This is a genomic window from Nostoc sp. DedSLP03, assembly GCF_034530815.1.
Taxonomy (GTDB): Bacteria; Cyanobacteriota; Cyanobacteriia; order Cyanobacteriales; family Nostocaceae; genus Nostoc.
The window spans coordinates 74837-96312 of the sequence record NZ_JAVRCK010000002.1; the positions used below are offsets into that span (position 1 = coordinate 74837).

Below are 21476 nucleotides of genomic sequence, written 5' to 3' on the forward strand. Positions count from 1 at the left end.
ATCCTTAATAGTATTAACTATTAAGGATTGTTAACATGAGCAAAAACTGCTCACAAACTTGATTTTTCCTTAAAAATCATCGAGAAACTGACTAAGGCGACTGATTACGGGGTCAACCTCTTGAGGAGGGGTAGCAACAGTATAAGAAGTATTATTTACTACTTCTAATTGAGTTGGAGACGGAACAAACGAGCGATCGTTGACTATGAGCGCCAGTTGTGCAACTTGTTGAGAAAGTTGCAGTAGATGATGTTCCATCGTCTCCAAACGATTAGATCCCTTGGCAAAAAAACGTTCCTCAAGTCCAGCCACTTGACGTTGCAGTTCACCGATTTGTTGATCGATCGGTGTGTTTACTGCCGTTTGTGGAGCAGGTTGTACAGTTTCCGGTACACATAAAGATTGCCACAAGGCTTCTTTACAGAGATCGCTGAAAGTCTTGTCTGGTTGTTTTTCCAAATAACTTTCTACTTGCGCTAACAAGCTTTCATCAGCAAGCTCTGGGTTGAACGTGACGGATTTAACTACCTTTTTTGACCATTGGAACATCAGCTTTATGCCCTAGCAGCGCGATTGGAGGATAATTGTGCCTCTCCATAAATATACTGCCCCAAAGCATTCGCCTGACGGGAAGGTGCTGCTAAATGAGCATTAATCTTTGCTTCTTTGAGTAGACGTTGAACGTCGTCCCAGAAAAACTCACCACCCCCACCAGTCAGAATCACATCAGTGACGCGTTCTGGCAACCAGGCTAGCACACGGCTACAGATTTCACGTGAAAACATCTCTGTAAGGTTGGGAAGAAAATCATCTAGGTTGGTGGGCTTGCTAGCGCCTTTAGGACGGTAAAAGCGTTCACCTCTGGGTTTGTTGACAGCAGAAATCAGTGCTAGAGATTGACTATCTGCTCCCTCGATTTCGGCAGACACCAATTCATAAAACTTATTCATCCCGAAGTCTTCGCTCTTAGAAGCACCTCTGGCAAAACGGAAGTTATCTACCATCAAAAGATCGACGGTTTGATGACCAATATCGACGATCGCCACCGATATTTTTGTAAAATCAGGACTACCAGGGTTTTTCTTGGGTTGAGCTTCAGACCATAACAGGCTGCCGTAGCCTTCTGGCATTACCCATACCTTACTGACGTTCAACGACACAGATTCGCCTCGGAAGTTCAACACATGAGGGCCACCTACTTGGCTAATCAATTGTGCTTTTTCTTTTTCAAATTGCTCTAAGGAAAGAAAAGGTAGACCCAGTACAACTGAGATATCGTCTCTGAGTTTGAAGTAACCAGCACTTGCTAAAACTTTTACCAGTGCAGCTTCTACCTTAGATTGTCCAACTCCTAGATTTGCCCCAAAATCGGCTGCTAGTTGACCAACAGCATATCCGTTTCCTTGATACTCCAGCCACAAATCCATTAAGGGGTCAGTAGCCCTGGCTTCAAAAACACCACCGCGTACTTGTTCGATTGACATCTGCTTGACGTTGGCAGGTACGAACACCACACTGCCTGGTTCGCGACTCACACAAGTTTTTGTGGAAGTTCTACCTAAATCAACACTGAGAATGGTTTTCCCAGAACCACCGGCTGGCTTGCTAGTGGGAGGATTATTATTAACAGCATTTATGGGAGTCGATGCTAAAGGCTGCCTATTCATGGGTATAGCAGCAGCATTTATAGGGGTAGCGGCGGAAGGTTGGTCTGTCATGAAAGCTCCTAGTTCAAACTTAACTGTAAAAAGTTGTCATGCTCATCTTACAAAAATGCGAGCAACCAGAAATTCTAGGTTGCGTCAAGTGTAGCTAGAAATACGCCAAAAATTAATTCCGGCGATACCTCTGGTAAGCTCTGCCAACGCACATCTAGTATTATTTGGCATAGTGTAGGCGAATTTTGGCCAGATGTAACCCCTGCTTTCACTGCTTTCAAACCAAAAGCGTTTGTGTTTCATCTTCTAGTGCGTCTAGTGCGTCTTAACTGGCGCTTGAGTATCCAGAAAACAAATGCTAGAACCAAACCGCCAAGTACGATTTTAGATACAGGAGCAAGGTACTTGTCCACAAGTTCATACTGACTACCCAATATGTATCCTGAGTATGTTAACAAACCCACCCAAGCAGCGCTACCTAATGTTGTGTAAACCAAAAATGGTAGCAAAGGTATATTACTAATACCTGCGGGAACAGAAATCAAGGTGCGGATTCCTGGCACAAGACGACCAATTAATACTGCTGTTCTACCTTGTCGGTCAAACCACTCTTTGGCCTTGGTAATATCTTTACTGGATATAGCTAGCCATTTGCCATACTTGTCAGCCCAAGCTTTCAAACGGATTTCACCCAAAAACTTACCCGGATAGTACCAAATAAGTGCGCCCAATACAGAACCCAAAAGTCCTGCGAAAAATACACCAATAATATTCAGCTTTGCCTCTCCTGGTTGATATGGACTTGCTGTAAATCCAGCCAGTGGCATAATCAATTCTGAAGGAATGGGGGGAAAAAGGTTCTCTAAAAACATTAGTAAGGCGATTCCCCAATAGCCAAAATAGTTGATAGTATTAGTTATCCATTCAAGCATTGAGTCAATTCCTGAAATTGCTGGACTAGTCTTGTTGCTAAATTCAGCTTTAGCTTTTTTAAAGGGTAATTATTCTCGCTTGCTACAGTCAAGGGAATTTGGCTGCACTAAAAATTGCCATCACAACCGAAAAACAGAGTCAGACAAGTAGAAGCTAGGTGTCTGTTTCATTAATGTTGAGAGTTATAAAAGTTCGTAAGTAGCTCTACCTTTGAGATTGAACGATTTATCGCTCACTACAAACCTCACAAAATTAATCAAACGAACTACTAGGTTTTGTTTTCTAATTTTTTAGATCCCCCTTAGCCTGCTTTTTTAAAGGGACTAGGAAGGATCTAAAGATTTGATGGCAAATTTAAAAACATATTCTAGGTTTTCTGCTGAAGTTGAGACTGTGGGGTAGCACCGGGAGAGAAGGGAGAAAATTTCACCTTGTCCCCCTTGTCCCCCTTGTCTCCTATTCTTCTAGACTGTGGGGGTCAAAGATTGTACCCTTGGTTCCGATTGCCAGTCTAAGGGATTCCAAACTCGATCTTCCAGCGCCATCTGCTCAATTAAACTCGCGAGTCTCAAGGCTTTGAGAGCTTGTTCGCCACCTACTGAGGGTTGATTGCCACCGTGTACGCAGTTGACAAAATGTTCTAATTCTGCACTTAGGGGTTGAATATTGCTGGTGTAGACTTTTTCAATTACACCATCTTGCCTGTAAAGTACTTGTCGGTGGTCGGTGAGAGAATTGGCAGCCGTTTGGCGGTGAATCAAAATTTCATTCTTGAGAAAATCTGCCTCAGTAAATGAATTTTTGCAATGGGCGACAATTCGGCGAATTTTGCGGTGAGTAACTTTACTAGCAGTCAGAGTAGCAACAATACCATTGGCAAACCCCAAGGTGGCGGTTACGTAATCTAAATAACCAGAGTCTAGGGAGCGAGTACCACTAGCAGTCAATTTTGTGACTGGGGAAGCAGCTAATTCCAAAAGTAGGTCGATGTCATGGATCATTAAATCCAGCACAACTGAAACATCGTTTGCTCGATCTGAGTAAGGACTCATTCTGTGGGCTTCTAGCGCCAGCAATTCCTCTGTTTTTAGAACTTGGCTCAGTTCTTTAAAAGCTGGGTTAAAACGCTCAATATGGCCTACTTGCAGGATACACCCAGACTCAGCTGCGGCATTTACTAAAGACTCTGCTTCAGAAATACTGGCTGCGATCGGTTTTTCAATCAAAACATGAATTCCCGCTAACAGACAGTTGATGCCCACGGCATAGTGCAGACGGGTGGGAACAGCTACACAAACTGCTTCCACAAGGGGTAGCAGATCGCAGTAATCTTCAAAAAAACGCACCTTGTACTTGCTGGCAGTTTCTAATCCTCGCTCGACGTTAATATCTGCCACTCCGACTAGTTCAACATCTTTCATTGAACTCAGCACGCGAGCGTGGTGTTGTCCCATGTTACCCACTCCAATCACGCCTATGCGGATTGGTCGTGGCTGGTTGCGCTGTGTATATGGATTCGGTTCTGCCACTGACATGCTATTTTGCACTATTATTCTCTCCTCAACCACCAAATTTAGAGACGCTACGGCCGTTGGCGTTTATACTCGAAAGCCGGTTACGATCCGTCTAAAACCATCCAGATGGTAACATAGAGCCTATGTTTATGAAGAATTTCAAAGTTTGCGATCGGTTCCCGTAATCTAAATATCTTTTGTATAGATATTTCGAGTTTGCTTTGGATTTTGCACTTTCTCCAAAAATATATGTATTTTTATTAACTTTAAACCTTTCAGTAAAACTTAAGTATAAATTCTCCTTGGCATCGCTTTCTGGCGTCTTGTTAAGGTTTGATGCGGTGATTTGAAATCCAAAATTTGCAACCGAGATGAAAGCTGTAATTTTGTTATCTGGGGGATTGGACTCTTCCACAATTCTGTACAAAGCTCAAGCTGATGGCTGTGAATGTCATGCTATTTCCTTTGATTACCAGCAGCGACATCGACGAGAGTTACAGTCAGCGTTCAGTGTCGCTCAAAAAGCTGCGATCGCAAAACATCAGGTAGTTAACTTTGACTTACGACAATGGGGCGGTTCGGCCCTTACTGATAATGCCATTGATTTACCCCAGGAGCGATCGCTGGATGAAATGTCTCAAAATATTCCTGTCACTTATGTTCCGGCTCGTAATACCATATTCTTAAGCTTTGCTCTTGGTTATGCCGAAGCGATCGCCGCAGAGCGCGTCTATATCGGCGTTAATGCCCTCGATTACTCAGGATATCCTGATTGTCGCCCCGACTATATCCAAGCAATGCAGGAAGTTTTTCGCCTGGGAACCAAACAAGGGCGTGAGGGACAACCAATTAAGATTGTTGCACCCCTAATCAACCTGAAAAAAACCGAAATCATCCAACTGGGGGATCAATTGGGAGTTCCTTGGGAATTAACTTGGTCTTGCTACACAGGTGGAGATGTTGCCTGTGGTGTGTGTGATTCTTGTCGCTTACGGCTAGCAGCTTTTGCCGAATTGGGACTTGTCGATCCAGTGGCGTATGCACAGTAGAGGCATTTGTCATTGGTGAGCCAGTGCGGTCTTCTCCCAAAGGGAGAGGCTAGCGCCAAGGGGGTTTCCCCCATGAGCAATTGCGAACCCGAAGGGTCATTTGTCATTTGTCATTAGTTATTATCCCCAGCCCCTCTGCTCCCCTGCTCCCCTGCTCCCCAGCCCCTCTGCCCCTCTTCCTCTAACCGTCGCAGTTGAATTTGATGCAGGCGTGGGCCAACAATTGAGATCACGGTGAATTCAAAATTTTGATAACAAAAGATTTCGCCTTTGGCCGGAATTTTCTGTAACTCATACAGCAAAAAGCCCCCTAGTGTTTGGTATTCTCTGGTCAGGGGCAAATTGAGATGCAAAACTTCATTGAGGTCTTCAAGGTTGATTTGTGCTTGCACTAAAAATTTATGCTCATCTAACATCTGAATTAGCAAGTCGTCATTGCTCTCAGGTTCGCTGGAATCGCCAATAATTTCGGCAATCACATCTTTGATTGTCACTAGTCCCACAGTCGAGCCAAATTCATTCACTACCATCACCATAGCGGGTTTCTCTTGCTGCATCATGGGCAAAAGTTCACTCAAGGGCGTGTGTTCTGGAACAAACCGGGCGGGACGCATCCAAGGTTGGATCTGTGTCTCTAAACTGAGGTTTCCGACTGCCAAAGGTTGTGCCAAATCTTTAAAATAAACAATACCGCGAACATCGTCTAAAGATTCACCAATCACCGGATAGCGAGAGTAACCAGTAGAAGCCATTTCCCTGAGTAATGTCTGGAAGGTAGCATCTTTTGGCAGTGTGATAATACTGGTGCGCGGGATCATCACATCTTGCGCCATGACATCCCCAAACTCAAAGACATTATTGAGCAATTCTCGCTCTGCACGCTGTAACCCAGTAGACCCCCATTCTGTAGAGATAATCAGTTGTAATTCTTCGGGAGTTACAGGCGGTCGCCAGCCTTGGCCTGTGTATTGGATGCCAAAAATCCTTAATAAAAAACGAGTTGATTGGTTAAGAATCCAGATGAAGGGGCCAAAAAAACGCACGATCGCTTTTACCAAAGGCCCCAAAAACCTCGCTAGCTGTTCTGAGTACAGCATGGCTAAGGATTTGGGACATAGTTCTCCGATCACAATTTGCAAATAGGCAATTAAGAAAAAGGCGATCGGAATTGATAGGGAATGGGCGAGGAAGGTAGTCATCCCACTGGGTAAAGGCCAGGATCTCAACCAGGCCTTCACCAGCACAACAATCGTACTTTCACCAATCCATCCCAGTGCCAAACTAGAGAGGGTAATGCCTAACTGGGTGGTAGATAGCAGTCGGTCAATACTGCGTTGTAACATTTCTACAGCGATCGCGGGAATATCCCCAGCCTTAACTAGCTGGTGAATACGCGATCGCCGCACGCTCACCATCGAAAACTCCGCCGTTACAAAAAAGGCATTTATGGCAATCAGTAGTAACACTGATAACAACCGCAGCGCCACTTCTATCAAACTTAAATTAGGAAAACCACTCACCACCAAAGCTCGTGTAAAACTCACGCCCTCCATTTAGGGGGATTGGGGACTGGGTATTGGGTATTAGGTAATGAAAAAATATTCCTAAATATTTATTTCCTATTACCCAGTCCCCAGTCCCCAGTCCCCAGTCCCCAGTCCCCAGTCCCCAGTCCCCAGTCCCCAGCCCCCAGTCCTCTCCTACCTTTCTACAGGAATATTCGATGCCTCTAGCTTCAATTGTTGAGCGGGATAATCAGTCAGAGCAAGTGATATTTTCTTGACATCATCAAGTAAAGCTGTAGGAATGCTCACTGTACCTGAAAATGCTGGCCCATTTACAGGCAATTCTGTTGGTAAACCCTCTGTACTTGCACTCAGGGTTCGTCCTTTGTCATCAGTAACATCTAAAAAACTATACAAGAAGCGCACAGAATCCTTACCTTTATTCTGCATTTTCACTTTCAGTAGTAAATCACCACCAGAGTAACGAGCAGATTGCACAGTCATTGTTACACCCTGACTTTGGGCAGTAACCGGAAAACCTGGTAGGGGCTTTTCTTCAACTACTTCTGGGGGTTTTTCCTCTGGCTTCTGCTTGCTGCTATTGGTTTCTTCATCATCTTCTTCGGGCTTTTCCGATTTAGCGGCTTTAGTCTTACCCTCAATTCGCGCCTTGACTATTTTCAGAATTTCTTCCTCTTTTAATAGTACTAGCCCTCCCTGTTGAGAGCTATTTGCCTTATTACTGGCAAATTTGGTTGTAGGACGCCCATCTGGTGTAGTCACGCCTTTAAGTGCTGAACTCCCCAGTTCAAAGCCCAAAAACGCGCTCACAGAACCTGCTCCCATCATCAGAATTAACAAAATCAAAGTAAGAAGTACAGTAGAATTTATTTTCATCGCTGACAAGCTATCACAATAAGAATGCTGGTCTATTTAAGAATAGTGAAGCTTTTGACCTCAATCCTTAAAGGAACTTAATCAATATTAGTTTGCACTATATCTATGATCAAATTATGTAGTATAAAAATCTAATAAACTATTGTCCAGTATTCACACGTGGTAAATTTGTGCTATATTCATGGAATTGGCTAAACTCAGTGTGCGAGGTATTTTGCTCGCTCTAAAATTAGTAAATTAGGTTGACCTAAGAGTTGAAGTAATTTTCTCGTAGCAACCCACAACCCAAAAAACAAGCGCCTTTGGCCGATTGGGGAGGCAACGAACTCATAATTCGTCTTCAGGCTGGTTCGATTCCAGCAGGGCGCACTGAATCATCAAAAAATAGTAATAGAAGGGCATTAGGAGTGCTTAGTTAGAAGTAGAGACGCGATTAATCGCGTCTGTACAAGAGTTAGGAGTTTTATTTATCTCCTTGTCTCCCTTGTCTCCCTCATCTCCCTCATCTCCCTGCCCCCTGCACCCTGCTCCCCTGCCCCCTGCAATAACTGCCCCACTCCCCAATCTTACCGAGATGGTAAAGTTTCAAACCTGAATTCTGTTCCTACTTTAAGTTTGTTGCTATAGCGAGGAGACACGAGCAACGATGTGTCATAAGGATTTGGTAAATCAGGAGTACGAATATAAGGATCGTTGCCAACTTGCTGAGTCAGGGCATCATGATATAAAGTATTAACCAAGTTAGCGTCGCGGGCAATTTCATTTTCTGGGAAGGAACCACCGAAACTAGAACCAGATCCGAAAAATGAGTCTAGCTGACGCTTGAGGCTGCTACTATTTTCGTAGAAATTGCGATCGTGACGAAAATAAGCTCGTTCAAATACATCATTCATAGTTTCAGAATTGGGTGTTGCCGTTTGGGCAGATGCAATAGAGGGAAAAGCAATACCAGCAGCAAGCAGCAACAATAAACCACTAAAGGTTTTAAATTTTATACGCACGTTTTTGACTCCTCAACTTTTGCTTTAGGCGAATCTTAATTTATGCTGAAGTTCAGAACTCTGATGAGTTCAACCTTTGGTGTAGCACAACTTTTAATGTTTTGTAATGACGTATCCTACTGAAACTCTTACCAACTCAGATATTTGGGCAACCACTTCTGAGTTAACCACTTTACGCCACAAGTTACTAGATTTATTTTGCCAACTTGCTTATCAAGAGGGTGATTTTCTCTTATCTTCTGGGCTGCGTAGTTCTTATTACGTCAATAAGACACAGGTAACACTCCATCCTCAAGGTGCTTTAGCAGTCGGACGATTATTATTTCCTTTATTACCTGTAGATACACAGGCTGTAGGTGGTTTAACAATGGGAGCCGATCCAATTGTGACAGCAGTGAGTATAGTTTCTGTTTATGAAAACCGCCCAATACCAGCGCTGATTATTCGCAAGGAAGCCAAGGGTTATGGAACAAAAGCTTATATAGAAGGCCCCAGTTTACCAGAGGGCGCAAAAGTAGTAGTTTTGGAAGATGTAGTCACAACTGGGCAATCTGCTCTAAAAGCGGTTGAGCGTCTTAAAGATGCAGGTTATACCGTAAATCAAGTAATTTCACTGGTAGATCGACAACAAGGGGGAGGTGAGTTGTACGAGTCAGCGGGGTTGAAGTTTGAAACTTTGTTTTCGATTCAGGAAGTTCAAGAACGCTACCGACAACTTGCAAATTCATGAACAAAAGGAGATAAATATGCAAGCAACAGTATCCACAGAACTAACACAAGAAAAAGTTGATAAAGCTGTGAGCGCAATTCTTGAAGTACTAGGAAAGCCAGAAAATGATTTACACCACAAAGCGTTAACAGCTTTTCAGAGTGGCGATTATCAAACTGTAAAGAGACTGGCATCTACCAACTTAACTGATGATTACTGCAAAGCTTTGGGATATCTGGGAGGAGCGCTGAAGTTGACTCCAAACACTGATACTATTTTGGCGGAATCGGCTCGTAGTGCAGCTGAATTTGTCAAAGAAAAAGCATTGCAGCACCTTGGGATTAAGATCGCTGATGCTTTGAATTAACCAATGCAATAAGCTTGCGCGATCGCTCTAAATAAATCAAAAAAACCCTCCTGAAAAACTTTTCAAGAGGGTTTGTGTAATTAGCTATTGTAGTCATCTAAAAGCCATTGGTAAGAAACTATGATTTAAGTGTGAACTACGCGATCGCTCTTTCAAAGGCGGTATTGTACTTATACCGATTCAATTAATGATTGCAACACATTCTTGGGTAAAGACGCGACGCCAGTCACTACAACGGGGGGAACCCCCGCAACGCGCTGGCTCATGAATCGCGTCTCTATAAATGGTGTATTTGTCGCATTCTTTTTTTAAATTGGTATTACTTTTTCCACTTCCTGTAGTAACAAAAGAGAGATTACTTCATCGGTAAGGTGAGGGTGAATGCTGTTTGACCAGAAGGGGTTAAATCAAGGGTAAGGTCGCCACGATGTGCCCTGGCAATTTCTCGGGCTAGGCTCAGTCCTAGTCCGATTCCTTCTACCTTGCGGTTACGTGAGGGATCGCCGCGATAAAATCGGTCAAAAATGCGATCGCGTTCACGTTCACGTGCGCCGTAGGCATCGCTTAGGGGAATATCTTTTGATGAATTGACAATGGTGACGTAGAGAGTTGTTGGAGTTTGATGAGCGCGAATCTGTATCCAGCCGTTGGCGAGATTATATTTAATTGCATTACTAAATAGGTTTTGCAAAACTTGAATTAAAAGATCGCGATCGCCTTTTACCCGCAACCCATCAGTAAAGTCAGTTTCCACAATTAAATGGGGAGCTAGCATTTCCACATCTTCTAGCATCTCCATCAGCAACTCAGACATATCTACGTCAACCAGATACAAGCTCATTTTTCCGGCATCTGCCAGAGATAGCAGCAAGAGTTTTCGCACAATTCCACTCAGGCGGCGCACCTCATCTAACAAATTGCTTAAGCGCTGTTGTACTTCACTACCGGGATCGACCTGTTGGAGTGTTCGTTCTAGTTCGCCTTGCAAAATAGTTAGTGGGGTTTTTAGTTCATGAGCCGCGTCACCACTAAAGCGGGAAGCTTGGGTAAAACTCCGTTCTAAGCGTGACAACATCAGGTTAAACACTTGAATGAGTTCGACAAATTCAACATCAGTTGTGCCAATGGGAATTCGCTGATCTAGCCCTTTGACAGTTACCTGTTGAATTACACCCGTTAATTGCCGGATGGGACGCAAAGCACCACCAGAAACTAACCATGCTCCCACCGCAACCAACAGCAGCGCTCCCGGAATTGAAACCAGGAAGATATTGCGAATAGTAGCCATATCTCGATCTACGGCTTGCAAGCTAACGGCAATGGCAATCTGAGCATTGGGAAATTTAGCTGCCCCAATCCGCCAGACTGCTGTTGTTGTCTGCTGGGTAACAAATTGAGGTGGGCGTGGACGAATCAGTGGTGGCCGCTCGAAGGATGGATTGGTAGTGGAGGGTAAAGGTGGTGGTTCTCTCTTCGGGGACGGTGGTAGAGGTGTCAATTCAAGACGCTTCAGCAACAGACGATCGATCTCAAGGTCGGTAGGTAGGGAGTTTGATTGATAAAGTATGTTGTTGTTTTCGTCCAGCACCACCAGGGCAACAGGGGTTTTTGTATTGGTTCCGAAGGAATAAGATAATGAATCTTCGTAAAACTGCCATCGCGATCGCTCGCGTGAGTTTTCTCTTCTGGGAGAGGCTGCGCTAGCGGGAGGTTCCTCTCGTGGAGGGAAGTTCGGAGTTTCCCGCATCAAGTGATTTAATAGTTCTGCATCCAGGCGGCTAATCTTAGCATTGTAAATCTGAAACCAGGAAACCGCGCCAAATCCGACTAATGTGCTGCCAGCTAGAGCCGCAGACAACAGAGCAATGCGGAGTCGAAACGAACGAAGTTTCATGATGATGAATCTGGCTTGCGAAATCGATATCCAACCCCTCGAATGCTTTCAATCCAGACTGCTTCATCAAGGGGATCAATCTTTTTACGAATTCGCTGGATACAAACATCCACAACGTTGGTATTAGGGTTAAAGTCATAGCCCCAAACGTGTTCCAAAATTTGGGTACGAGTGAAAACCCGTCCGGGAGAACGCATGAGATATTCTAGAAGATTAAACTCGCGGCTGGTGAGTTCTATCGCTTGGCGATTACAAGTGACTTCTCTGGTGATGCGATCGAGTTTGATCGGGCCAACGCAAAGTAGATTTTGGCGATCGCTCACACTCCGGCGCACAACCGCATGAATTCGAGCCGCTAACTCTTCCACAAAAAACGGTTTAGCGATATAGTCATCCGCTCCTAAATTTAACCCTTGCAAGCGATCGTCTAGTTCATTCCGAGCCGTTAACAAAATCACCGGAGCATTCCGACCTTGCCGCCGTAATAGTTTTAGAATCGATAGTCCATCTTTTCCCGGCATCATAATGTCGAGTACGATCGCATCATATTCGTTGTCTAATGCCCGCAGATATCCGTCATCACCGTTATCGCAGTAGTCTACAACAAATCCTTGCTCCTTTAATCCAGCCCGGACAAAGTTAGCAATTTTCGCTTCATCTTCAACAAACAGAACGTTCACAGCATTTATTAATTCATATATTCTTCTATTCTAAATTCATTATTTTTTATTCAAATTACAAAACTGTAATTTAGAAAATAGGAAAGCTGTAATTTTGAGGTGGCTCAATTAGAAATATGAACACCCCAGCTTTTAAAGGTTGATTTTTATGAATATCCGTCGAGTCTTAGCTGTAGCCGCAATTCCTTTTTTGATTGGTACATTCGGTTTTGTTGCACCCAATCAGGCAAATGCCGCTAATCCACCTCATCGGAACGCCGAGATTTCACAACAGCCCAACAAACCAGAAATATCTGAGAAAAAACCACAAGTCAGACATTCTAAACCCCGTCCACATCAGAAAAAGCGTACTCCCCAACGTCCCCAACCTCATAATCAAGAAGCAGTTCAAAACCGGGTAGAACGCAATAACCGTTAATTTATACACCCTTGCATTTTGCCTTGCCCTCAGCGGCGATCTCGTCAGAGTATTGTTGTTTCTAAATTACAAAACTGTAATTTAGAAACAGGGCAAACTGTTATTTTGAGAAGACTTAATTAGAAATATAAACCTTTGGAGATTTAATGATGAATATTCGTAGAGTACTAGTAGTAACAGCGATTCCTGTTTTGGTTGGCACATTTGGTTTTCTTTCACTCAATCAAGCAAATGCTGCTAATCAATTCGAGCGAATTGCACAGGCGCAACAACCGCCCAACGAACCATCAAACGAACGGCCGCGTCCACCCAGACCTGATTTTGCAGCCGCAGCGACCAAATTAGGAGTTACAGAAGCACAGTTAAAGGCGGCGTTGGGAGTTCCAGCCAATCCACCAAATCCAGGCGATCGCAATCAGCGCCCACCCAGACCTGATTTTAAAGCCGCAGCGACCAAATTAGGAGTTACAGAAGCCCAGTTAAAGGCGGCGTTAGGAGTTCCAGCCAATCCACCAAATCCAGGCGATCGCAATCAACGCCCACCCAGACCTGATTTTGCAGCCGCAGCAACCAAATTAGGAGTTACAGAAGCCCAGTTAAAGGCAGCATTGGGAGTCCCAGCCAATCCACCAAATCCAGGCGATCGCAATCAACGCCCACCCAGACCTGATTTTAAAGCCGCAGCAGCAAAGCTGGGTGTCACTGAACAACAGTTGATCGATGCACTAGGTGTTCCACCTCATCCTCCTGGCGATGGCGGAGCCTCTCCCCAAGAAAATCGTCCTAATCAACCAAAATAGCTGAATATAGGACTTACGCATTAACAAAAAGTTAATCCTGTAGTAAGAACAGCATTTTATTAATTCGTAGCGAATTAAAGAAAAGCAATACCTTGCAATGCCAATGCATCCCAATACAATGTTAATGCGTCTCTCTGCAATGCCATTGCATCCCGATACAATGTTAATGCGTCGCTCTGTAATGCCATTACATCCCGATACAATGTTAATGCGTCCCGATACAATGCCAATGCGTGCCCCCGCAATGTCATTGCATCCCGATACAATGTTAATGCGTCGGCTGCATTGTTAATGTATCCCTCTGTATTAAAAACGTTACGCTTTTACGCAAAATTGTACTAAGTCTTTACTTTTTATTAAGAGGCTGTAGTACATTTTTCTAACTGAGGGTTTCAGTTTCATCAACGACAAATAATCTACCTGCCTGACGAATAGCTTCGGGTTTGTGAGTTTGCAGGAACCTTAACACTCCAATGCCTATAAATAGCCAAATTAAGACGACAACTGGTGCTAAGTAAAGCGGTGCTGGTGGAGGGGGATAAAGAGTGCCAACTATAACACCACTAATCGCGATGATCGAGAGCCAAGGTAGCAGAACATAACGCAACCAACCAAAGCGAATCGTAGAGTTTTGTTCCAACCGAGCGCGGCGGTTTGTCGAAAAATATCGAAAACACGCCAAACTAGTCAATCCATAGATCGCTAGAGCAGCGAGCGTTAAAACTGTGCCCAGAAAGGCAAACGCCTGAATCGGTGTCCACAGCATTCCCAACCCCAGTCCCACCGCAGAACTGCCACACAACGCGAGAATGGCATTTGTCGGTGTGTGATAGGTGGGATGAATGTGCATCAACCAACGGGGAAATAGTTCTTCTCGACTTATGGCATAGACAATCCGAGCAGCAGCGTTGAGAAAGGCAACGGCACAGGCATATCCAGCCATAATTCCGGCAAAATCAATCAATAAGGCAAACCCATTCCCCCAAACGTGACGCGCGATCGTATCGAAGGGGGCAGCATCTTGGGCAAAGGCTGCCATATTATGAATGCCATATCCCACCGTTGCCACATATGACATCAGCACATAGAACACGCCGACTAAGACTAGGGTGATCGTCGTCGCTTTTGGAATTGACTGGCGGGGGTTTTGAATTTCTTCACCCAACGTGGTTGCAGATTCAAACCCGACGAAACTGAGGATGGACAAAATGACACCGTTAACCAGGTTGCTCTGCTGTGGTAACCCTGTCAGCGTGAAGGGGACGAGCGTCAGTTGTCCGGTTTTACCAGCTTGGATGAACACGATGAGCGCGAGCAACAGACAAACGCCAAGTTCAAACATCAATAGCGTCAGATCCAATTGCAGCGAGAAGCGAATGCCGCGATAACACACTGCTCCGACGATCAAAGCGAACAAGCAATACCATAATGTCCAGTTTAGGTGTACGCCAAACCAGTGCAGCAACAAATCTTGAAAATTTGCACTCATTACTAGAAAGACAAAGGCAATAGCGACACCAAAGGAAATTAAACTCAACCAGCCAGCAAGAAAGCCCCAGCGCACTCCTAATCCTTGAGTCACAAAGGTATACAATGAGCCACTTGTGGGGAACTCGGCTGCAAGTATGCTAATTTGATGAGCAACCAGCAGAGCCACCCCAAAACCAATGATGTAGCACAACGGCATTGCTGCACCGACGAGTCCCGCTTGTGGAATGGTATTAAAAAAGATGGCACCCACCGGAGACATCGCAGCGACTGCCATGACGATCGCATGGCGCAATTGCAGCGTATTGCGTTGCAGCTTCGGGGATTCGTTTGAAGAATTTGTCGCAGGTGTCATATCCAAGAGTGGTTTATTTGCTAATACTGCTTATCATCCATGAATGGAAAAATGAGCGCAACTTATTCTCCAAATCCTGTGAGTAGACTACACCAATCTCAAATACGCATTATTATCAGTCTGTGAATGCATAAGTCCTGATAGTGTGAGATTATTTGATTTTTTCTTTCACCAGAACTACTACAATTACTATTGATGCTAGATAATGGGAAGGCTTTGACATTTTCTTGCCAATCTAGCCCGGAAACAATAACTAAGACTTATGCGAACTCACTATTGCGGCGAACTCCGAAAAGAACATATTGGAGAAACTGTTACCTTTTACGGATGGATAGACCGTCGCCGCGATCATGGTGGTGTAATATTTTTAGATTTACGCGATCGCTCTGGAACTGTCCAAATCGTCAGCGATCCGCAACGCACCCCAGATTCTTACGAATATGCGAACGCCCTGCGAAATGAATATGTTGTCGAAATTACTGGTAGAGTAACACAACGTCCCGAAGAATCGTTGAATACCCGCATCCCCACAGGCGAGGTAGAAATTTACGCTGATAAAATTGAACTACTCAATGCTGTTCGCAAACAGTTACCTTTCCAAGTTTCTGTAGCTGACACCGAAACAGTACGAGAAGACTTACGGCTGAAATATCGTTATTTGGATTTGCGACGCGAACGTATGGCGCAAAATTTGCAACTGCGTCATCAGATTGTCAAAGCCATGCGTCGTTATTTAGAAGATTTGGAAGGTTTTATCGAAGTCGAAACCCCAATCCTTACCCGTTCTACCCCAGAAGGAGCGCGGGATTATGTTCTACCCAGTCGCGTCAATCCTGGTGAGTGGTATGCTTTGCCGCAATCACCCCAGTTATTTAAACAATTACTGATGGTATCCGGCTTAGATAGATATTATCAAATTGCCCGTTGCTTTCGTGACGAAGACTTACGCGCCGACAGACAACCAGAATTCACGCAGTTGGACATGGAAATGAGCTTCATGTCCCAAGAAGAAATTATCGAACTAAATGAGAATTTAATTTGCCATATCTACAAAACAGTTAAAGGCATTGAGTTACAGCGCCCTTTCCCCCGTCTCACTTATGTTGAGGGGATGGAACGCTACGGTAGTGATAAACCAGATACACGCTATGGTTTGGAATTAGTTGATGTCTCAGATATCGTCAAAGACTCTGGTTTCAAAGTCTTTCGGGATACTGTTACCAATGGTGGTATCGTCAAAATTCTGCCCATTCCCAACGGGAACGATGTAATTTCTAATGTCCGTATTAAACCAGGTGGCGATTTATTTAAAGAAGCTAGCGAAGCCGGTGCTAAAGGTTTAGCTTTTATCCGCGTCAGGGATGATGGCGAAATTGATACTATTGGCGCGATTAAAGACAACTTAAGCGAAGAACAAAAACAAGAAATTTTGCGCCGTACAGGTGCTAAAGCTGGACATTTGCTATTGTTTGGGGCAGGGGAAGCTGTTACAGTTAATAAAACTTTAGATAGATTACGACAAGCGATCGCTAGAGAATTTAACTTAATCGATCCCGAAAAAATCAACTTACTGTGGATTACAGATTTCCCGATGTTCGAGTGGAATGCTGACGAAAAGCGCCTAGAAGCACTACATCATCCGTTTACAGCACCACATCCTGATGATTTGAGCGACTTAAAAACTGCACGCGCCCAAGCTTACGACTTGATACTCAACGGTGTAGAAATTGGTGGCGGAAGTCTGCGGATTTATCAGCGAGAAATTCAACAGCAAGTGTTTGAAGCGATCGGGTTATCTCCTGAAGAAGCACAAAGTAAATTTGGCTTTCTCTTAGAAGCATTTGAATATGGTACACCGCCGCATGGTGGCATCGCCTACGGTTTAGATCGTTTAGTAATGTTGCTAGCTGGCGAAGAATCAATTCGGGATGTCATTGCATTTCCGAAGACACAACAAGCACGTTGTTTGTTAACAGATGCGCCTTCAAGTGTAGATGCTAAACAGTTGAAAGAATTACACGTTGCTTCGACTTATAAACCAAAGTCTTAACTCGACTTTATCCAATTAGGCGGCATAAACAGCAATATCGTTTGTTTCATTGCTAATACCAAACAAGCCAACCCAAGGTGCGCTCTATTACCCAGTGTTTTGGAAGCAAAACAAATCCTTTGCGCTCTTTGAGTTGGAGTACTACTTGTATAATCCAACTGCAATTTGATTATTGTAACGTGAGTTCGACAGACCTCTCCCTCCCAGCCTTTCTCGCCTTTTAGGAGAGCGAGGAGTAACAAGATTAGAAGCTTTTTGCTCCCCTCTCTTGGTAGGCTACGGTGTACACACAAGTGTTGGTGCAGTGTATCTATCCCGCCTCGGAATAAATTCCAAGTCTCATAACGAAAGGCTTCTAAAAGAAGACTAAACTAAATTTCTTGTTTAGTCTTCTTTTAGAAGCCTTTCGCTTATCAGCCCGGAACTTTAGTTCCGGGCGGGATATTTGCTCAGTGTGGGACTTTCACTTGAACAGAAATATTGGGTGGGTAGGATTTTTAGAGATGTGTGTACACCGTAGCTCTTGGTAGGAGAGGGGCTGGGGGAGAGGTCAAAATAGCACTCGTCGAACTCACGTTATTTTAATATTCAAAACTCAGTGACAGAGTTAACAGAGCAACAATTAAGAAAACAGAATATTTAGCAATTGGTAAAGACTTTTGAAAAGCTTCACTATTAGAAAAAGCAAGTGGAGCGCAAGCTACTAATCTTCCTGAAGTTAAAATTAATTCCCCAACATAATGGGTTGTAAATGTAATATCTCCAATTGAACTAGATAGTTTTTTACCTCTTAAAGCTTTATAAAAATTAATAGTATCAATTTTTGAATAACGATTGAAATAGATATTGTAGCACAAGAATAGTTCCACCCCTTGCAATGCTTAGGTGCTTGATAGAAGCTGTTGTCTTTGATGAAGTTAAAAGTGCAAATTTTTTTTGCATTTAATCTGATTTATTCATTGGCTCTGAATGCAATTTGCTAGAATTACTATAGTTTTTGTTTCTGAGATTTGGAAGAAATCTAGCATTTTATTATGATTATGCGCCTTCCCACAATTGCTGCGACCTTTGTCGCGGCCAGTCTTAGTATAGGTACACTTTTGAGTATTGCTACCCCAGCTTCAGCTGACGAGATAATAACTTGTGCAAGCCAAAATAATCGAAGGAATACTTGTTCGGTAAATGCAAGAGGCAGAGTGAGGCTTGTTAGGCAATTGTCTAACACCAGTTGTAGAGGAAATTGGGGCTATCGGAGAAATCGTATTTGGGTGAAAAATGGTTGCCGAGCTGAGTTTTCAGTTGGCGATCGCAGAAACGACAGATATGACAGATACGATCGAAACGACAGATATGACAGATACGATCGAAACGACAGATATGACAGATACGATCGAAACGATAGATATGACAGATATGACAGATAGGAGACTGGGTATTGCATCAATATAGATAGTTAAGCAGAAATTAAGAAACTTACTTCTGCTAACTTTTATAAGTAAAGCCCTTATCAACTCTAAGAGGGTATTGATTTCTATGTATGTTAATCAAACATTGCTTTCGAGTGCGTGTGTAGTTGGCATTTATCCAGCGTTTAAAAACTTTGGATAGATGTTTCGGGTATATACAGCTAATTTCAAGTTGATGAAGTACACAAGCTGTCAAGTCTTCTTTGTGTATCTTGCTAATGCGATCGCTTCTTTTTTTGTAGAGAAGCGATCGCAGTGTTTATTTTATAGTCGCAGATAAGATAAGAGAGTAATATCGCTCCTCACACACAAGTAGCAATGACCTCAACCCTGCGGAAACTTCCCCGTCTCAATGCTCCAACGCTGCATCTATTGCCCAATGGTTTGACAATCATTGCCGAGCAAATGCCAGTTGAAGCCGTAAACCTCAACTTATGGATAAAAGTTGGCTCTGCTGTCGAACCTGATGCGATTAACGGCATGGCTCACTTTTTAGAACACATGATTTTTAAAGGAACAGAACGACTGGCAAGCGGCGAGTTTGAACGTCGAATTGAAGAACGGGGTGCTGTTACTAATGCCGCTACTAGCCAAGACTATACTCATTACTATATAACTACTGCCCCCAAAGATTTTGCTGAGCTGGCGCCACTACAAATAGATGTAGTATCGAATGCGAGTATTCCTGATGATGCTTTTGAACGCGAGCGATTGGTAGTTTTAGAAGAAATTAGGCGTTCAGAGGATAATCCCCAGCGGCGTACATATCGGCGGGCGATGGAGACAGCTTTTGATTATCTACCCTATCGCCGTGCGGTATTGGGGCCAGAATCGGTGATTGCCGGACTTAAACCCCAGCAGATGCGAGATTTTCATACTAATTGGTATCAACCCCAGTCAATTACGGCTGTGGCTGTGGGCAATTTGCCCGTGGAAGAATTAATTGCAACAGTTGCGGAAGGATTTACAAAAGTTACTCGCAACTCTCCATTGCCCACTACAGACGCGATTAATCGCGTCTGTGCCCACTCGTCACTGAATCCTGAATCACCATTTACAGAAATTGTTCGTCGAGAATTTCTCGATGAAAGTCTGCAACAAGCAAGACTAGTAATGGTTTGGCGGGTTCCCGGAATGACTCAGTTAGATCGTACCTATGGATTGGATGTTTTAGCAGGAATTTTGGGACACGGACGGACATCAAGACTGGTGAGGGATTTACGGGAGGAACGGGGATTAGTTTCTTCAATTTCCGTGAGCAACATGAGCAACGAGCTACAAGGAGTATTTTATATTTCCGCTAAATGCGCAGTAGAAAATTTACCAGTTGTAGAAGATGCGATCGCTCAACACATTAGCAAACTACAGACAGAGTTGATAACAGAATCAGAAATTGCCCGTATACGGCAACGAGTAGCTAACAAATTTATATTTGGCAACGAAACACCAAGCGATCGCTCTGGGTTGTATGGTTATTATCAATCTTTGGTGGGAGATTTGGAACCCGCCTTTAACTACCCAGCGATCGTTCAGAGCCAAGATGCAACAGACTTGATGCAAGCAGCCAAAGATTATCTATCTCCAGATGCTTATGGTGTAGTTTTTGTCAAGCCGTAAATTTGTCATTGGTCATTGGTCATTTGTCATTTGTCATTTGTCATTTGTCAGGAATTATTATCTCTTCTGCTTCCCCTGCTCCTCTACTTCCCTGCTCCTCTGCTCCTCTGCTCCCCATTCCCCACTCCCCAATTTAATCATGTGGACTCAAATCGACACCCATATTAGCCAGGTGACTGGCAAAAAATTTCAAAGTCAGCAAAGGCGATCGGTTGGTGGCGGGTGCATCAACCAAGGTTATGCTGTCTCTAATGGTGAGATAACCTACTTCGTCAAACAAAATCTTGCATCCCAAGTTGCAATGTTTGAAGCTGAGGCTTTGGGTTTAGAGCAAATGCTAGCAACAGCTAGTATTCGCGTTCCCAAACCAATTTGCTGGGGTACTGCTGATAATTCTAGCTACATCGTTCTGGAATGGTTGGAACTTGGTAGCGGTAACAGCAATTCATGGCAAGAAATGGGGCGCAAGTTAGCGGCGATGCATAAAGTTAGCAGTAGTCAAGTTTTTGGTTGGAAAATTAACAATACCATTGGTTCCACACCCCAAATTAATACTTGGACAGCAGACTGGACAGAATTTTATATTAAACATCGCTTGGGTTATCAATTTCAGTTGGCAAGACGACGGAGAGGTAATTTTCCCCAACAAGACAAGTTACTAGCAGCTATCCCGGAACTATTGGCGGATCGTCAAGTGCAACCTTCTTTAGTACATGGCGATTTATGGGGCGGAAATGCTGGGTGTACTGCATCGGAGGAACCAGTGATATTCGATCCAGCAACTTATTTTGCGGATAGAGAAGTTGATATCGCCATGACCGAATTATTTGGTGGTTTCCCCGCAGCGTTTTATAAGGGTTACAACGAGGTGTTTCCGTTAGATGCAGGCTATGAGCAAAGAAAAACGCTTTATAACCTGTATCACATTTTGAATCACTTCAATTTATTTGGGGGTAGTTACGATTCGCAAGCCAATAGGATGATTGACCAGATTTTACGATAAGGGATGGGGATTGTGGTTGATTGACTTTTTTGGTTGATTACTTTGTCCTAGTGTCACAGACTCGATTGCGAG

Annotated in this window: 21 protein-coding genes, 1 tRNA gene and 1 pseudogene; 12 read left to right on the plus strand and 11 right to left on the minus strand. The window is 43.8% G+C overall.

The window, feature by feature from the left end; genetic code table 11:
* Positions 1-69 precede the first annotated feature (69 nt).
* The 4 genes from RM368_RS01450 to RM368_RS01465 form a co-directional block, all read right to left on the minus strand.
* Positions 70-549, minus strand: coding sequence for a plasmid segregation centromere-binding protein ParR (locus tag RM368_RS01450; protein WP_322692391.1), 480 nt, complete (start codon positions 547-549; stop codon positions 70-72).
* A 5-nt stretch (positions 550-554) separates the two neighbouring features.
* Entirely contained in the window at positions 555-1718 is a 1164-nt protein-coding gene (locus RM368_RS01455; protein WP_322673703.1) for a ParM/StbA family protein, read from the minus strand.
* Positions 1719-1957: 239 nt separating this feature from the next.
* A complete protein-coding gene (locus tag RM368_RS01460) occupies positions 1958-2590 on the minus strand; it encodes a DedA family protein (RefSeq protein ID WP_322692392.1) in 633 nt (210 codons plus the stop codon).
* Positions 2591-3055: 465 nt separating this feature from the next.
* Positions 3056-4138, minus strand: coding sequence for a Gfo/Idh/MocA family protein (locus RM368_RS01465; RefSeq protein ID WP_099102323.1), 1083 nt, complete (start codon positions 4136-4138; stop codon positions 3056-3058).
* 338 nt (positions 4139-4476) lie between these two features.
* Between RM368_RS01465 and queC the strand changes: the two genes are divergently transcribed.
* Entirely contained in the window at positions 4477-5154 is a 678-nt protein-coding gene (queC, locus tag RM368_RS01470; RefSeq protein ID WP_322692393.1) for a 7-cyano-7-deazaguanine synthase QueC, read from the plus strand.
* Positions 5155-5267: 113 nt separating this feature from the next.
* On the opposite strand, the gene RM368_RS01475 is transcribed toward queC, so the two are convergent.
* The gene (locus tag RM368_RS01475; RefSeq protein ID WP_322692394.1) at positions 5268-6707 is read right to left on the minus strand and encodes a hemolysin family protein; all 1440 of its coding nucleotides are present in this window, start codon (positions 6705-6707) and stop codon (positions 5268-5270) included.
* 147 nt (positions 6708-6854) lie between these two features.
* On the minus strand, positions 6855-7556 hold the full coding sequence (locus RM368_RS01480) for a hypothetical protein (protein ID WP_322692395.1): 702 nt from the start codon (positions 7554-7556) through the stop codon (positions 6855-6857).
* A gap of 296 nt (positions 7557-7852) precedes the next feature.
* On the opposite strand from RM368_RS01480, the gene RM368_RS01485 reads away from it, so the two are divergent.
* Positions 7853-7925, plus strand: a tRNA-Ile gene (locus tag RM368_RS01485).
* 197 nt (positions 7926-8122) lie between these two features.
* On the opposite strand, the gene RM368_RS01490 is transcribed toward RM368_RS01485, so the two are convergent.
* Complete coding sequence (locus tag RM368_RS01490; RefSeq protein WP_322692396.1) at positions 8123-8557, minus strand: hypothetical protein; 435 nt, start codon at positions 8555-8557, stop codon at positions 8123-8125.
* A 106-nt stretch (positions 8558-8663) separates the two neighbouring features.
* On the opposite strand from RM368_RS01490, the gene pyrE reads away from it, so the two are divergent.
* Positions 8664-9287 (plus strand): orotate phosphoribosyltransferase, encoded by a 624-nt coding sequence (gene pyrE, locus RM368_RS01495; protein ID WP_322692397.1) that lies wholly within the window; start codon positions 8664-8666, stop codon positions 9285-9287.
* Positions 9288-9303: 16 nt separating this feature from the next.
* Positions 9304-9633, plus strand: coding sequence for a hypothetical protein (locus tag RM368_RS01500; RefSeq protein WP_322692398.1), 330 nt, complete (start codon positions 9304-9306; stop codon positions 9631-9633).
* Between the two features lie 355 nt (positions 9634-9988).
* Here RM368_RS01500 and RM368_RS01505 read toward each other — a convergent pair whose 3' ends face one another.
* Both RM368_RS01505 and RM368_RS01510 read right to left on the minus strand, forming a co-directional pair.
* Complete coding sequence (locus RM368_RS01505) at positions 9989-11527, minus strand: sensor histidine kinase (protein ID WP_322692399.1); 1539 nt, start codon at positions 11525-11527, stop codon at positions 9989-9991.
* Positions 11524-12207, minus strand: a complete 684-nt coding sequence (locus RM368_RS01510; protein WP_322692400.1) for a response regulator transcription factor — start codon at positions 12205-12207, stop codon at positions 11524-11526. The genes RM368_RS01505 and RM368_RS01510 overlap by 4 nt, the downstream gene beginning before the upstream one ends.
* A 148-nt stretch (positions 12208-12355) precedes the next feature.
* On the opposite strand from RM368_RS01510, the gene RM368_RS01515 reads away from it, so the two are divergent.
* The 3 genes from RM368_RS01515 to RM368_RS01525 all read left to right on the plus strand — a co-directional run bounded on the left by RM368_RS01515 (position 12356) and on the right by RM368_RS01525 (position 13717).
* Entirely contained in the window at positions 12356-12625 is a 270-nt protein-coding gene (locus RM368_RS01515) for a hypothetical protein (RefSeq protein WP_322692401.1), read from the plus strand.
* A gap of 146 nt (positions 12626-12771) precedes the next feature.
* Positions 12772-13425: a hypothetical protein gene (locus tag RM368_RS01520; RefSeq protein ID WP_322692402.1), complete on the plus strand. Its 654-nt coding sequence runs from the start codon at positions 12772-12774 to the stop codon at positions 13423-13425.
* A gap of 103 nt (positions 13426-13528) precedes the next feature.
* The gene (locus RM368_RS01525; protein WP_322692403.1) at positions 13529-13717 is read left to right on the plus strand and encodes a hypothetical protein; all 189 of its coding nucleotides are present in this window, start codon (positions 13529-13531) and stop codon (positions 13715-13717) included.
* Positions 13718-13804: 87 nt separating this feature from the next.
* On the opposite strand, the gene RM368_RS01530 is transcribed toward RM368_RS01525, so the two are convergent.
* The gene (locus RM368_RS01530) at positions 13805-15268 is read right to left on the minus strand and encodes an APC family permease (RefSeq protein ID WP_322692404.1); all 1464 of its coding nucleotides are present in this window, start codon (positions 15266-15268) and stop codon (positions 13805-13807) included.
* 262 nt (positions 15269-15530) lie between these two features.
* Here RM368_RS01530 and aspS point away from each other — a divergent pair, with 262 nt between their 5' ends.
* Positions 15531-17318, plus strand: coding sequence for an aspartate--tRNA ligase (gene aspS / locus RM368_RS01535; protein WP_322692405.1), 1788 nt, complete (start codon positions 15531-15533; stop codon positions 17316-17318).
* A 581-nt stretch (positions 17319-17899) separates the two neighbouring features.
* On the opposite strand, the gene RM368_RS01540 is transcribed toward aspS, so the two are convergent.
* Positions 17900-18187, minus strand: coding sequence for a hypothetical protein (locus RM368_RS01540; RefSeq protein WP_322692406.1), 288 nt, complete (start codon positions 18185-18187; stop codon positions 17900-17902).
* Between the two features lie 171 nt (positions 18188-18358).
* Here RM368_RS01540 and RM368_RS38670 point away from each other — a divergent pair.
* The 4 genes and pseudogenes from RM368_RS38670 to RM368_RS01555 all read left to right on the plus strand — a co-directional run.
* Positions 18359-18589, plus strand: a pseudogene (locus RM368_RS38670) (DUF3011 domain-containing protein); the annotation flags it as partial.
* A gap of 4 nt (positions 18590-18593) precedes the next feature.
* A complete protein-coding gene (locus RM368_RS01545) occupies positions 18594-18767 on the plus strand; it encodes a hypothetical protein (RefSeq protein ID WP_322692407.1) in 174 nt (57 codons plus the stop codon).
* Positions 18768-19102: 335 nt separating this feature from the next.
* Entirely contained in the window at positions 19103-20401 is a 1299-nt protein-coding gene (locus RM368_RS01550) for a pitrilysin family protein (protein ID WP_322692408.1), read from the plus strand.
* A 139-nt stretch (positions 20402-20540) separates the two neighbouring features.
* Positions 20541-21404 carry a fructosamine kinase family protein gene (locus RM368_RS01555; RefSeq protein WP_322692409.1) on the plus strand — a complete coding sequence of 288 codons (864 nt, stop codon included), beginning with the start codon at positions 20541-20543 and terminating at the stop codon, positions 21402-21404.
* The last annotated feature ends 72 nt before the right edge of the window (positions 21405-21476 follow it).